The sequence below is a fragment of the Mesorhizobium sp. M0800 genome (genome assembly GCF_040320095.1).
Classification (GTDB): domain Bacteria; phylum Pseudomonadota; class Alphaproteobacteria; order Rhizobiales; family Rhizobiaceae; genus Mesorhizobium.
Window position 1 is genome coordinate 1 of the sequence record NZ_JAMYOZ010000062.1, and the last position, 13,641, is coordinate 13,641.

9 protein-coding genes and 7 pseudogenes are annotated in these 13,641 nt (G+C 57.1%); 6 read left to right on the top strand and 10 right to left on the bottom strand.

Annotated elements, in window-relative coordinates:
- Positions 1–428: 428 nt before the first annotated feature.
- Complete coding sequence (locus NKI18_RS32805) at positions 429–647, top strand: hypothetical protein (RefSeq protein ID WP_353021977.1); 219 nt, start codon at positions 429–431, stop codon at positions 645–647.
- Positions 648–1,064: 417 nt separating this feature from the next.
- Here the strand turns inward: NKI18_RS32805 and NKI18_RS32810 are convergent.
- The 8 genes and pseudogenes from NKI18_RS32810 to NKI18_RS32845 all read right to left on the bottom strand — a co-directional run.
- Positions 1,065–1,411: pseudogene (locus NKI18_RS32810) on the bottom strand (hypothetical protein); the annotation flags it as partial.
- 142 nt (positions 1,412–1,553) lie between these two features.
- Positions 1,554–2,312 (bottom strand): IS21-like element helper ATPase IstB, encoded by a 759-nt coding sequence (gene istB / locus NKI18_RS32815; protein WP_353021957.1) that lies wholly within the window; start codon positions 2,310–2,312, stop codon positions 1,554–1,556.
- Positions 2,313–2,324: 12 nt separating this feature from the next.
- Positions 2,325–3,836 (bottom strand): annotated as a pseudogene (istA, locus tag NKI18_RS32820) (IS21 family transposase).
- A 180-nt stretch (positions 3,837–4,016) separates the two neighbouring features.
- Positions 4,017–4,529: pseudogene (locus NKI18_RS32825) on the bottom strand (IS66 family transposase); the annotation flags it as partial.
- Between the two features lie 46 nt (positions 4,530–4,575).
- A pseudogene (locus tag NKI18_RS32830) lies at positions 4,576–4,840 on the bottom strand (transposase); the annotation flags it as partial.
- A 296-nt stretch (positions 4,841–5,136) separates the two neighbouring features.
- A pseudogene (locus NKI18_RS32835) lies at positions 5,137–5,392 on the bottom strand (IS21 family transposase); the annotation flags it as partial.
- A gap of 207 nt (positions 5,393–5,599) precedes the next feature.
- The gene (locus NKI18_RS32840) at positions 5,600–6,343 is read right to left on the bottom strand and encodes an amino acid ABC transporter ATP-binding protein (RefSeq protein ID WP_352824088.1); all 744 of its coding nucleotides are present in this window, start codon (positions 6,341–6,343) and stop codon (positions 5,600–5,602) included.
- Between the two features lie 122 nt (positions 6,344–6,465).
- Complete coding sequence (locus tag NKI18_RS32845) at positions 6,466–7,440, bottom strand: amino acid ABC transporter permease (RefSeq protein WP_353021960.1); 975 nt, start codon at positions 7,438–7,440, stop codon at positions 6,466–6,468.
- Between the two features lie 405 nt (positions 7,441–7,845).
- Here NKI18_RS32845 and bioD point away from each other — a divergent pair.
- From bioD to NKI18_RS32860, 3 genes and pseudogenes are all read left to right on the top strand, one after another.
- Positions 7,846–8,253, top strand: a pseudogene (gene bioD / locus NKI18_RS32850) (ATP-dependent dethiobiotin synthetase BioD); the annotation flags it as partial.
- Between the two features lie 226 nt (positions 8,254–8,479).
- Positions 8,480–9,059: pseudogene (locus NKI18_RS32855) on the top strand (ATP-grasp domain-containing protein); the annotation flags it as partial.
- Positions 9,060–9,213: 154 nt separating this feature from the next.
- A complete protein-coding gene (locus NKI18_RS32860; protein ID WP_353021963.1) occupies positions 9,214–9,417 on the top strand; it encodes a hypothetical protein in 204 nt (67 codons plus the stop codon).
- Between the two features lie 287 nt (positions 9,418–9,704).
- On the opposite strand, the gene NKI18_RS32865 is transcribed toward NKI18_RS32860, so the two are convergent.
- Positions 9,705–10,919 carry an ATP-grasp domain-containing protein gene (locus tag NKI18_RS32865; RefSeq protein ID WP_353021971.1) on the bottom strand — a complete coding sequence of 405 codons (1,215 nt, stop codon included), beginning with the start codon at positions 10,917–10,919 and terminating at the stop codon, positions 9,705–9,707.
- 205 nt (positions 10,920–11,124) lie between these two features.
- Positions 11,125–11,469 carry a M14 family zinc carboxypeptidase gene (locus tag NKI18_RS32870; protein WP_353021965.1) on the bottom strand — a complete coding sequence of 115 codons (345 nt, stop codon included), beginning with the start codon at positions 11,467–11,469 and terminating at the stop codon, positions 11,125–11,127.
- A gap of 1,039 nt (positions 11,470–12,508) precedes the next feature.
- On the opposite strand from NKI18_RS32870, the gene NKI18_RS32880 reads away from it, so the two are divergent.
- Together NKI18_RS32880 and NKI18_RS32885 are read left to right on the top strand one after the other, a co-directional pair.
- Entirely contained in the window at positions 12,509–13,267 is a 759-nt protein-coding gene (locus NKI18_RS32880) for a class I SAM-dependent methyltransferase (protein ID WP_353021968.1), read from the top strand.
- Positions 13,268–13,465: 198 nt separating this feature from the next.
- A partial coding sequence (locus tag NKI18_RS32885; protein ID WP_353021974.1) for an aminopeptidase P family N-terminal domain-containing protein occupies positions 13,466–13,641 on the top strand: 176 nt, incomplete at its 3' end.

The window sequence follows — 13,641 nt, forward strand, 5'->3', positions numbered from 1 at the left end:
GGTATGCTGCTGCTGGAGTGCGGCGATCTGCCGCCTTTCACTCATGCGGTTCAGCAGGCTACCCAAATTCCTGTCTTCGACTTCACCTCGATGGTCGAGTTCTTCATCGGAGGGTTGGTGCGCAAACCCTTCACGGGCCTCATCTAAAGGCGCTTATGGGGGACGTGTAGGCACTGATGATGCGGTCACTAACAGACGAATGCTATCACCCATGCGTTCCCCGCTTACGGCGGAACCCTTTTAATTAATCCCAATCGACGATCGTAACGCCACCCGAATGTCCGCGTATGCTGCCGATATCCATGCGGACGGAACAGTCACGCCTGGATATGATGCGCCCGAGATCATAGCGTAGCAAGCCGACCGCGAAGGCGGGCGTCGGCGCTCTTATCTGTTCGATCCAGATCGAGGACTTTTGGCGAGCGGCGGTGATCCTCCTCAACAAAATCATCCTCTTCGCGCCGTTACCGACGTGGCTGTCATCCGCGATTATCTCGGCCATTCGAGCATTGCCACCACAACCGTTATATCGTTGGCCCTGGCTGGCCGACGTGCTCGCGCGCATCGCCGGCATCCCGCATAGCCGGCTTCCTGAATTGCTACCGTGGGAATGGAGAAAGCCCGATCAGCAAACGGCAGCCGCCTGAACCATGGCAGCGATCGCCTACGTCTTCACGATCCGGCGCATCGCCCAAATCCTGGGCCAGGATGAAGACCTGCTGTGGGACCTGTCGGACCGGCCCTTCGCGGAATCATTCGAGACCAGCTCGATCCAACTGGCTAACCGGCGACAGCTAGTTGTCCCTTCAAATCCGGCACGCCGCGGTCCCTACCGGATGCTTACGTTATATCTCAACGAACCTGAAGATGAGACGCGATGCGCCCGAAACGTTCTGGAAACATGCGGGCATCGAAGCGACCCGAGACAAGCCGTGGAAACCGAAGCCGGATCTACTTTCTTTCCTCCAGTCACTTTAACTTTTTCCAGAGATGTGGCCGGATCTTTTTTCGGCAATTGCCGACGTTCACGAACCGCTACGCCAGATAAAACCGGACGTGAGATAATGAGCAAGGCAGAACGCCAGCCGCATCGGGGCGACATTGCTCTTCCCCCTGCGCTTGGCCAAGGTTTTATACGCTTGATACCCAACAACCTGAAGCACGCTGGCAAACGACAACAGTTTGCGTGTTTCGGTAATTCCCGGATACCCTTTTCGCTAAATCCCGGACCGGAACCCCTGTCCGGCTTTTGCGAAATGCGCAGACAGTTGCCCCGCACCTCGCGAGCGCTGCGGCTTTCGGCAAAAGTATAGGCTACCGCCGGCGACGCCGGACCATTCCATGGCCGATAGTCGACCGCCTGCGCCCAATGTTGGCAAAGCTTGGTGCGTTTGCGCCCCGGATCGAGCTGCGTATTCCGATGAAGCCGGCCACCGATTCCGATTTGAAGCCGGCCAGTCATTCCGATTTCATTCCGGCCACCATTCCGATTTGAAGGCGGCCAGTTTTCGGTCTGATCCTGGGTCTCGTTGATGTTTGGGTTGGGTTTTGTTTCAGGTCAAGCTTCGGTGTTTTCGGGGACGATCGGGGCGCTGTTTTCGCATGCTTTCACCGGTGAGATCGATGCGATAGGCGTTGTGAACGAGGCGATCCAGGATGGCGTCGGCCAAAGTTGGGTTTGCAATAATTTCCCACCAGCGATCCACGGGCACCTGACTTGTGACGATGGTTGAGCGTCGTTCGTAGCGATCCTCAATGATCTCCAGGAGATCGCGGCGTTGGTCGTCATTGAGTTTTTCAGGTCCCCAGTCATCGAGGATCAGCAGGTCGGTCCTGGCAAGAGATTTGAGGATCCTGCCGTATCGCCCGTCGCCTCTTGCAAGCGCGAGGGCGGCGGACAGCCGGGGAACCCGGTGGTTGGCGACTGAGAAGTCTTCGCGGCAGGCCTGGTGGCCAAGAGCGCAGGCAAGCCAGCTTTTGCCGACGCCGGCTGGCCCGGTGACAAGAAGACCGTGATGCTTTCTGATCCAGTCGCAGCCGGCAAGCGCCATGAACATATTGCGGTGGAGGCCGCGTGCGGCGCGGAAGTCGGCATTCTCGATCTGCGCGTCATGGCGAAGCTTGGCAGCCCTGGCGCGAGCCTCGAAACGCTTCTGGCGGCGCATGGTCGCCTCGCGTTCGAGCAGCATGGCAAGCCATTCGCCATGCTCGAGGCCGCGCACTTCGGACTGTGCGTCGAGTTCCTGGAAAGCGGTTGCCATGCCGTAAAGGCCGAGCTCTCGCAGCATGTCGATGGTGGGATTGATCAGCATGGGTGGATCTCCTCAATGAAAGTAATCAGGGCCACGCAGATTGGCGTGATCGACGATGGCGGTTGGTTCGGTGGAATGGCGTGCGGCTTTGTGGTTGGCGATGAGCGAAGCAATGCTCTTGCAGTTCAGGCCACCGATCTCGACAGCGCGGGCTGACACGGCTTCGGCCCGATTGCGATCGATGTCCCGAAACAGGCGTAGGATGCCCAGACATGTTCGAAAGCCCTGCTCGGGATGCGGACGGCTGGCGAGAATTGCGATGACCAGACCTTCGGTTTGCGGCCCGATCGAAGTGGCCCAGCGGCGAAAGCGCTCCGGCGTCCATTCGGCATAGCGCCGGTGGGAACTGGGCATGTGATCCCGATCGGTTCCATGGCGAGGACCTCCATAGCGGCGCTGATGCACCGCGACGCGCTTGCCGCGGTGGAAGATCTCGATGGTGCGCGCCGTTGCTCTCAGATCGACCTGCTGACGAATGAGGCTGTGGGGCACGGAATAAAAGAAGGTCTTGAACTCGACATGATAATCCGTCGAGACGCGGGCCAAACGCCATTCGGCAAACTCGTAATCCTCCAGTGGAAGACTGGCCAAAGCCGGGCGCTCGACGGTCTCGAAGAGCTGCCGGCGACTGACGCCCAGCCGGCGCATGACGTGGTCGTTGATGCGATCGAGCGCCTGGGCAATGGCGGCATTGGCTTCAGCAAGCGAGAAGAAGGTCTGATTGCGCAGACGCCCCAAAATGCAGGACTAGGCGAAACGCACTCCATTCTCCACTTTCGATTTATCCCGGGGCTTTCTTGGCCGTGCCGGAAGAACGCCGACGCCATAGTGGGAAGCCATCATGCCGTAGCTGCGGTTGATCTCGGGATCGTAAAAACTGGCTCGACTGACGCCAGACTTCAGATTGTCGGGAATGACGAGTCTGGGAACGCCATGAAAAAAACGAAACATCCGGACATGCGAGCCAATCCAGTCGGGGAGCGTTTGCGTCCAGGTGGCCTCGGCAAAGGTGTAGCTGGACGCACCCAGCACCGCCACGAAGATCTCCGCCTCGCGGATCTCACCGGTTTTGCGATCGACAATCGGAATCTTTTTGCCGGAATAATCCACGAAGACCTTGTCGCCGGCCGCATGCTCCTGGCGCATCGTCGGTGACAGTCGCTGCTTAAATCCCCTTAGAAGTTCACAAAAGCGACTATAGCCGTAACCGTAGGGATGCGACCCACGATACTCCTCCCACAGGATGAGCAAGGTGACGCCGGGCTTCTTGAGCTCGACCGCAAGATCGGGCCAGTTCGGTTCCGTGCGTCGTCGCGTGCCCTGTTTGACGCCGTTGCGACTGAAGAGCTTGTGTTCAAGCGCATCGTCGGTCAGCTCGCCCGGCAAGGGCCAGCTCAATCCAACCGCGGCTGCACGCTGCAAATTATCCTGCACCGTACTGCGCGCTATCCCCAATACGACCGCAATCTCGCGGGAGCTCGTCCCGCTTCCGGCAAGCCGCAGCATTTGTCTCAATTGTCTCATGGTCAGCCTTCTCTTTGCCGGCATCAAAATGTCCCCGTTCATGGCGAGGTGATTGATGCCAAAGTTGCTGACCCAGGAGGTAATCTTCAGTGCCGAAAACTGGCCGGCTTTTGATTGGAACGGTGGCCGGCTTCAAATCGGAATGGTGGCCGGTCTTTGATCGGAATGGCGGCCGGCTTCACGTCGGAATCCGCAATCGAGCCGCGGAAGCGGCGTCTCGTCACAGAACACCTTTGGCGGGGAGCGGATGAAGGCGGTAAGCGCATCGTAGAGAAGCTCGAGCCACCAGGCGACCCGCGTCACCCAGGCGCCGAGCGTGCCTCGATCGATAACCACGTCGCAGGACGCAAGCATCTGGGCCTAGCGATGGAGCGGCAGATGCCAAGCAAACTTCGAAACGGCGACATGGGCTGCAACGCCGTGGTCACCATGCCGCCATTCATCACGCGCGCCGGCGCGGGCGCTTGCACAATGACGCTTTCGCAGGCCCAGCATGCATAGCGCGGCCGGATCGTCCGCTTTACCGGGACGATCGCGGGCACGATGTCGAGTGCCTCGCTGACGTCCGTACCGATGCAATGAAGTTCGAACGAGCACCACGGGCAATCTTGCTCTCCGGCTGGATGAGCTCTTCATACCGTGGGAGGTGCTTGGGCAAACGACCGATGTTGCGCGAGGCGATCGTCGCTCCTGCTTTGGCCCGTCAGCCACGGGTGTTGAAGCGTTCGTTCTCGAACCACGTCACCGGCACGAACATGGCCTGCTGTTCGCAGGCTTGCTCAAGATCGTCGAGAGGTCAGCCCGGCTTCGCGGCGCCAGACATTCAGCAAACCGCGATTGACGCACCAACGCCGGGCGAGGGCCGAGATGTTCACGTCGAGTTCTGCGCTTTCGGCAAGGATCCGCGCCTTCTCTTCGTCGGTCCAATTCCGCCGCTGGCGTCGACCGGTGATCACCTCGATCCGCCGGTAGACTCCATCATGCCCGGCTTCATCGATCTCCAACCATCCCGTCCACTCCTGTCGATGAAGGAGCTTATCTCGCGGTCTCAATCAGCAAAGAAAAGGTGGGCTGTTCGTAGCGCTCACGACAATGGGACTGATATCCTTCCGCCAGATGCGGGATTGCAGGATCATCGCGGTCTCGTTCGAAATTGGTGTTTCACTCGTCGCCGATGACGAACGGCGTTTACTTCGGGTCATTTTCAGAATGCGAGCCTCAGCGAAAAATTGTCGCCCAGCCTATACCTCATTTATTCAACTTAGGCGCTGCCACACAATTCCTCATGCTCTCGCGGCTATGGGCCACAAGCGCTTGGTGTGGAGCCCCCATATCGAGCGAACGTATGCAGGCGCACACCTCCCGCGTCACCGCACATGATGCTCGACTAGGATTTTCGCATTGTCGAGCAGCACTTCCGCCGGAACCCCGCCAAACCGCAGCAAGGCGCCTTCCATGACTTCAGACCAATCTACCTGGCACTTCCTAAGTGACGCGCGAGCATGCATCCACGGCGAATAACCCAGCGTCCCCAGGAACTGGTGAACCCGCTCGCGGCCGTTCTTGAATCGTCAGCAGATTCACTGCGCCAAGGACTACCCGTTGCTCACGGCCAGCCGCGGCTGCCAGGCATTCATCTCGTTACCGCCGTTCCTGATCAGATTAACCGCAGAGGCTTTAGTGTTTCTTCTCGATGAGCAGTGTATATCCACGGCTTACAAGTGGTTTGATCGCTCGGCACGCGTGTATGAAGACGATAAGCCCTAATGTTGCAAGATTTGGCTGAGAAAGAGTTTTGTTCTGTCGTGCTGAGGGTTGGTAAAAAACTCGCTCGGCTGCGCTTCTTCCACAATTCGACCTACGTCCATAAAAATGACCCGGTCGGCTACGGCGCGGGCAAAGCCCATTTCATGCGTGACGCAGACCATCGTCATGCCATCGCGTGCAAGGCTCGTCATCGTTTCTAAGACTTCCGATACCATTTCCGGATCGAGTGCAGAGGTAGGCTCATCAAATAGCATGACGGCTGGCTCCATGCATAGCGAACGTGCGATGGCTACGCGCTGCTGCTGTCCACCTGAAAGCTGAACCGGATATTTGTTGGCCTGTTCGGGAATGCGCACGCGTTCCAGGAATTGCAACGCCGTCTTCTTGGCCTCTGCTTCAGGCACGCCTTTGATCCACATTAGACCTGCCATGCAGTTCATCAGCACCGTCATGTGTGGGAAAAGGTTGAAGTGTTGGAACACCATGCCGACGTTCTTGCGGACCTCAGTCACGTTGCGCATCTTATTGTGCAAGGCGATTCCGTTAACGATGATGTTCCCTTCTTGATGCGCTTCGAGTCGGTTGAAGCATCGGATCAACGTCGACTTTCCTGATCCGGAGGGACCGCAGATGACGATGCGCTCCCCCTTTCGAACGGTAAGATTCACATCCGTCAGTGCCCTAAAAGCGCCGTACCACTTGGAGACGTGCGTGGCCTCAATGATCTTATTATTGCCCATTATGATCTGTGTCTTTACCGAAGATTCCTGTGACGAATGCGGCTGCACGTGCCGCGCATTGTCTGTCGCGGTTAAAGGTGCGCCGGCATCAAATCCTTTCAATTTGTATGCTTTGATAGGCGTCATCGCACCTTACTCCTCGCAAAATAATTCTCAATCCGCGCCTGAATAACCTCGAGACAAGCGGATATGATCCAGTAGATCAGGGATGCCGTTACAAGCATTTCCATATGATGGAAGGTCGGCTGACCGATCGTACGAGCAAGAAAGGTTAACTCCCAGACGCCGAGGACCGAAACGAGCGAGCTGTCCTTCAGCATTCCGATGAATGTGTTTCCCATTGGAGGAATAATGACGGGAAGCGCCTGCGGTAGAATGATCCTGCGCATGGTGAGACCGAAGCCGAAGCCGATTGATCTCGAAGCCTCCCATTGGCCGCGGTCGATGCTTTGGATGCCTGCTCGAAAGATTTCTGTCATATAAGCGCCTACACAAAGCGACAGCGCCAATATCCCGGACGGAACGGCGTCGATCACAATACCCAACTGCGGCAACCCCAAGTAAATCAGGTAGATTTGCATCAGGAGAGGCAGCCCGCGAAAAAATGAAGTGTAAAAACTGGCGACCGCGTACGCGAAGCCATTGCTTGAGAGCTTTGCAATCGCGGCGATAATCGCGATCAAGGACGCAAAGATTAGCGAAAGCGCCGACACATAAATCGTGGTTACCACACCTTGGGTGATCAGGAAAGGGAGGTTCTCCCAGATGAATGGCAAACTGAGGTTAAACGACTTAAAGAAAGCCAGAAACAGAAGCAACAGTTCAAGCCACACGGTGCCGATTTGCACCTGCAATGGCGCAAATCCTATTAGTACGATATTGGAGCAGAATACGACCGCAATTACAAATGCTATTGCAAAACGGCCATAAAGCCCGCTTTGATGCGGCTCGCCGATAACCGGTCGCATGAGCTCCCCGAAGCTCGTGTCAGCAAGATCAAACATGAGAAAGAACGCCAGCACGACGACAAACGTCAGGGCGACAAACCAAGGTTTATGGACAAGCACCTCGGATTCGACTGTATCTTGGTAGAGCATTATGGTTCCCCGTTTCGTGGCCACAGCAGACACTGCAAGCTATAGCCCTAAGCCCGCACCAAACCATCTGACAGACAGCTTCGCGCGTTTGCGATCCGGCCTGTGTGAGCCGCGCCTCTAACTTGGCAGTCAGATGCCGCTCGCGTCATTTTACATGATAGCCGCGGCGGCTTCCGTCAAATGCCGTTTATATATCATGATCATCTAAAAGCGAGATAGTGTCCAAGTGCGTGGTGTCGTTACCGATCAAGAGCGGATCGCGGCGGATGCGGTTGTGATGGCGCTCGGCAACCATTCACCGGTTTCATGCAGCGCTACGGCGTCAAGTTGCCGGTCTATCGGGTCAAGAGCTATTCGCTGACGATCCCGATCACTGACGCCTCGCGCGCTCCCAAGTCGACTGTCATGGACGAAACCTTCAAGATCGCGATCACCCGGCTTGGCGACCGCATCCGGGTCGGCCTGCTGGGCGGTGCCTACTGGAAACCGGTGCAGTCGGGCCTCGACGGCGAAACCGACAGCCAGGCAGTTGTGCGGCTCGCCGAACTGACGCCCGAGCGGACTTTACCGGAAGCCTGGCGACTGACGCGGCCGCTGTCACCGCAACGCACCGCCGAGCTCGATGGCGTAGCCATCGATCCTGATCGCCTCATTCTGCCCCGGGTCAGCCATCCCTTGATCGTTGAGGGCGCCGGCGGCCTGATCGTGCCGCTCACCCGCAAAACCCTGTTCATCGACGTGTTCGCGCGCTGGCGCGCTCCGGCCGTTCTTTGCGCGCGTACGGCGCTCGGCACGATCAATCACCCGGTCTTGCGCGGCTCATCACCCAGCAGACCGTCCAGAAAACGTTCCGCGGAAACCGTCACCCGCTCCTGCGTGAACAGCGGCCGCATCCGCGCCACCTCCGAAACGTGGTCACCCATGGATTTAGAGATCGATAAAACGCGCAACTGTAATGCTAAGGTCTGACAAGGCTACAGAAGCTGACGCCGATCCACGCTCGAACCGCGGCACAGCACAAAACGGAGGGTCAACGGCAATGGCAAGAAAAGCACTCATCCTTGTAGAAGGTTATGCAAGGGGTATCGCGCCGCTATTCGTCCAAGCGGCCCAGCGTCTAGGTCTCCATCCAATTACCCTGTCGGCTGATCCAGCTCAGTACGACTATCTACGGCGGAAATCTTGAGGCAATCCGTGTCGATACAGCCAATCTCGATGCGCTGATCCGCGAATGTTCCCAACTAGGCACCTCCTATGACATTGTTGGCATTACGTCAGCGACGGAGACGTTCTATGCGACGGCTGCCAACCTCTGCCGGCATTTCGATCTACCGGGACCCAACCCCGCATCGATCGAGCGATGCTGCGACAAATTCATTCAACGTCAGCTCCTTGCCGAGGCCGGCGTTCCAATACCAACTTATCGCGTGGCAACAAACGCGACGAACGTGGAACGCTCTGCCGCGGAGATCGGCCTGCCGGTGATTCTTAAGCCAGCCGTAGGTAGCGGCAGCCGCGGAGTCCGGTTGTGCCGCAATGTCGATGAGTTGGCCGAACATACGAGCTACCTGTTGAGCGGGAAGCACATTTGGCGGTCTTCGCCGAGAATACTGGTCGAGGCAACCCGCACCACCAGCATCACGCAGCGCGCTACACGGCGCTAGGAGCCGAGCGACTGAGCGGGGCCAAGCTTCACCTGAACCTGCACGGCTACCCTCCCACGAATATGTTCGGTCGCTCACCGGCTATGTGCCGCACAGATTCGAAAGTTGGATGGCTTCCAGGGGGTTCTTCCTGCAAATGCGCCACCATGCCGGCTGGGCGGACGCGGCGGAGTGGCTGGTCGACAAGGTGACGGCACGCCTGGTGCGCCTGCCCGGCCTGGCGGAATTCAACGCGGCGCAGATCAGGCTGTTCGAGAGGCATGTGGGTCCGATCAATCTCCGCATGATCAACGGCATACCCTGCGATGTGTGAGTCGACGACGGGGACGTCCTGCCCATGACCTTCGTCACCGAAACGAGACGATCTACGGTCGTGCCTTCATCGCTGGCCATGATGTGCAGACGAAATTCGTACTGGCCCCATACGAGGATTATCAACAATTGCAGTCGGAGCCAATGCTGGCGCGAGCATGACCCATGGTTCCGGACTCGAGTTAACGCGTGTTGCTCTGAATTGCACCAAAGTTGGCGACGATCCCCTCTCACCTGGCGCGGCCTGCGCCGGTGCGGGGAAGTAAGGCCGCGGATTTTTCCCGTTCGCTAACGGTTCGGAAATGGGGTTATCGACCAACTGATCATGTCGCCGGCACGCTGAAGTATCGCCTCGGTCTGAGCATGGCTGGGTGCAACGGCGATGACATGTCCCATAGAGTCTCGGTAGTCGCCGCTCCTGACGATCGGCGTCTTGGGTTCAACATACAATTTGACCTCGGCGACACCTGGGACAGCAGCCGCCCGCTTGTCACCACCGATCCAATCGAGGATGCCATCGCGATCAGGAATTAGGGCCCGCCAGCCCGCAACATGCGAACGTCTTCTACGCAGATTCCATTCCTCGCCGATGACAAGCTTGATGTGCTCGGTGACGAGATCGACACCGTAAGCCAGCTGAACCGGTTGAGGACCGCCAGCAAGACGCGGATTGACTTCAATGACGACTGGGCCACGCTTCGTCCACCGGAGTTCAATATTGGTTGGCCCCCAGCCAAGGCCGAGAGCTGGCAAACAGCTAAGCGAAACATCGGCAATGCGCTCATGCTCGTCATCAGTCAGCAGGGCCGGAAAGGTGAACACACGAAGGACGAAATGCGGTGGGGGACCGAAGTCAGAGGCCTCAATCCCAATGACCTCATTTCCCATTATGTGGGAGACATATTGTGGGCCTTGAACAAACTCTTCGACCAGTATCCTCGGCGTAGACCGCCATATGTGCTGCCCGCCCAACAGGGAGGTCGTATGTTCGGTCAACTCGTCGAGATTGCGGCACAATCGGACACCGCAGCTGCCGCTGCTGACGGCTGGTTTAAGAACAACCGGCAGGCCAATCTCCGCGGCGGAGCTTTCTACGTCCGTCGCATTCGCGGCCAAGCGATAGGCAGGCATTGGAACGCCGGCCTCCGCGAGGAGTTGACGTTGAGTGAATTTGTCACAGCATCGTTCAATCGCTGTAGGGTTCGGTCCCGGCACTTCGAAATACCGGCAGAGCTTGGCTATTGTCGCATAGAATGCTTCCTTCGCGCTCGTAATTCCAGCAATGTCATAGGTCGCACGAAGTCGGGAACATTCGCGGATCAGCGCATCGAGATTGCCTGCATCGACGCGAATTGCCTCAATTCCTTCCGCCGCAAGATAGTCGTACTGAGCAGGATCAGCCGCAAGAGTAATTGGATGAAGACCAAGACGCCGAGCCGCTTCGACGTATAGCAGACCATTGCTCCTTGTGCCTTCAAGCAGGATGAGCGTCCTTCTCGCCATTGGCGTTGACCTTCCGTTGGGTTGTACGGTGGTATGATCGTAAACAGGCATCAGCTTTCAGCCGTGCCCGACCTTAGACTTTGCGGTGAGCGTACCATCGTCAGCGGTGCGCGCTCGCAAAGATTCTGTGAAACTTATTAGAAGGAAATATTGCAACGTTTTGGTTGCCGGCGCTCCCACACCCTCGCCGCTCGCCCCATAGCATCTACCCCGTGGGACGCGACCGCCTTGTGCGAATTCCTCCCGTGCGGAGCCGCCAGTGGAGTTGATAGCCGTCCGGATTTTCCAAGGGCGAGATGACGAAATGCGCGCTCGGGCGTTCCGCGAGCCTGCGGGCAGCCCTCAGCGCGCCGACGATTCCCGTCGTCTCGTTCGCGTGCTGGCCACCGCTGATGATCACGGCGCGGTCGGATCCCTGGCGGTATCTCGCCCCGACCGTTCGGCCGGACCGCGAGTGCGCCTCGAAGGTACCCCACCGATCTGGTCCAGTTCCTTCCTCACCTGGGCGGCGGAAATCGGCGCCTCCGCCGATCGAGCGGCATGAACTCATCCGCTGCTTCCGTTTCGGTCAACGGCCGTGTCTCGATCCGCACCGTCGGCGTGGTATCGGCCAAGCGGATTTCCGGCACGATCTGGCCCGGCTGCCCCTCCAATCACGAAGAGCTCGACCGGATCTCTTCTGGAACAGCTCAAGCAGGGAAAAGTAGAGATCCCCGTGCAGAGCCTCCCGCGTTGAAACCGCTTTTTCGCCTGTTGGCAGCCTCCGATCGTTGTGCGGGAGAGAGGCGCCAATATTCGGTTCCTCGAAATATGGCTCCTTGTCCCCCAGTCATTGGAGGGCAATCGACGCATCGCGGCTTCGAAGTGCGCAGCGCAGTCGGTTTCCAAACGCTCGCCCACGCTGTCCTCACCAACCCTTATCCAACCCGTTGGCGAGATCAGTGTCCGCCGACGAAGTCAACATGCAAACGGTTTGGCGCGAAGACGATATGCTCGAGAGTCTCACCGTCATCTCCGGTAGCTGGCGAGACCGATAGCGGATCATCTTGCGATCAGCGCTGATGATGGCACGGGCCCGTCGCTCCGGCAGACCCATAGCGGACCTCAGATGCGCGACGGCTTCGCGCTTGGGCTGGACGGATTTCCGAGTTCGAAATCACATCGGTCTTTTCCGCCGCTTTCGCCGTCATGCGGACGCGCTTCTCTCTTCGTGCCAGACGAAGCGGGTCAGTCTGGGCGAGGTTGGCCGTGCCGATCTTGTCCTTCCAGCGCGTGCCAGAGCGATCCGGCGGACGAGTGCGCGCCCAGCACGGCGACGTGCGCCTCGCTACGGCGGATGATGAAACAACTCATATGCTCAAGGCCAGTATGCGTCGCCCTGCCCGGACCACATCCGCGAGATCGATGTTGACGAGCAGTCCCTCGAGCAGGCCACATACGGCCCGCGATAAAATCTCGAACGCGGTAAGATCAATGATCTGTTGCAAAAACATTTAAACACGAAAAAAAAAATTCATAAATGTATTCTTTCAATATCCGTCTAACTATGAAACAATAAATAAAATAGTCCGCCAAGCAGAGGAAAACACATGAATGACAAGGTGAGCAGTAAAATTACCTTACCATCTCTTGAAGAATACTTCAGCGAAGATTACTTTCATTTTGGCGATGTGGTCAATCCGCCGGAGGTAAGTGACCGACAAGCAGGAGCAATTTGGGAGCTTCTTTCTCTTAAACAAGGCAGCCCAGTTCTTGAACTTGGATGCGGTTATGGACGGATTACCAACCGGTTGGCTGAAAAAGGAGCGCAGGTATCCGGGCTTGATATTTCGCCGATCTTGCTAAAAAAAGCTGAAGCGGATGCGGATAAACGCGGATTAAATGTTGAGTATGTTTTGGGTGACATGCGCTCGCTTCCTTGGCGAGATCGATTTGACGCGGTTTTTCTTTGGTACACGACGTTTGGTTATTTCGAGGACGCAGACAATGAGAAAGTCATTCGTGAAGCGGCTTCTTCACTTCGAAACGGCGGACGTCTTCTAATCGATTACTCGAATCGCTTGGCCTTCTTGCGCCACAAGTCGCCTATTTACATTGTGCAGCGTAACGACGACCTAAGAATCGATATTATGAGCAACGATGTGCTAAGCGATCGTCGGAACCTCGAAAGGATTATCGTCCGCGATGGATGCGTTAGACGAACGCACCTTTCTTTCAGACAGTATGGGTTTTCTGAATTTGTTCGCATGTTGCGAAGCGCGGGGTTCGAGACTGTTGAAGCTTATGGGGAGGAAGGTGGAGCGTTTACATCCGATAGCCCAAGCCTCGTGGTTGTCGCGTACAAATAATACAAGCGGCCCTATCCTATAGCCTTTTAGACTCTGCCTGTTCGACCCTCGTTAGGTGCCTTATTTTAAAGGATTTCGGCAAGATTCGCAGGTTTTCTTGAAACTGTTGCGCGTTGGCACAATATTTCGCTTCGAAGATAGCAAAGCCGAGTTGATTGCCTTGAGCAATCGTCATTTTTCAAGATAGGAGAACTGCCAATGCCCGCATTCAGTCAACAGGAGTATCGCGAACGCACGGCTCGGCTGCGTCAGCTAATGGCTGAGCGTGGCGTCGACGCACTGCTTGTCTTGACTGAATCGAACATGAATTGGCTCACCGGTTACGAAGGTTATTCCGACTACGTTCCGCAACTCGCTCTTGTGTGCCAAGATGA

Coding starts and splice junctions, on each gene's coding strand:
- NKI18_RS32860 (WP_353021963.1), top strand. CDS start 9,214: ATGGCTTCCAGGGGGTTCTTCCTGCAAATGCGCCACCATGCCGGCTGG.
- NKI18_RS32880 (WP_353021968.1), top strand. CDS start 12,509: ATGAATGACAAGGTGAGCAGTAAAATTACCTTACCATCTCTTGAAGAA.
- NKI18_RS32840 (WP_352824088.1), bottom strand. CDS start 6,343: ATGGGCAATAATAAGATCATTGAGGCCACGCACGTCTCCAAGTGGTAC.
- NKI18_RS32865 (WP_353021971.1), bottom strand. CDS start 10,919: ATGGCGAGAAGGACGCTCATCCTGCTTGAAGGCACAAGGAGCAATGGT.
- NKI18_RS32845 (WP_353021960.1), bottom strand. CDS start 7,440: ATGCTCTACCAAGATACAGTCGAATCCGAGGTGCTTGTCCATAAACCT.
- istB (WP_353021957.1), bottom strand. CDS start 2,312: ATGCTGATCAATCCCACCATCGACATGCTGCGAGAGCTCGGCCTTTAC.
- NKI18_RS32870 (WP_353021965.1), bottom strand. CDS start 11,469: ATGAGTTCATGCCGCTCGATCGGCGGAGGCGCCGATTTCCGCCGCCCA.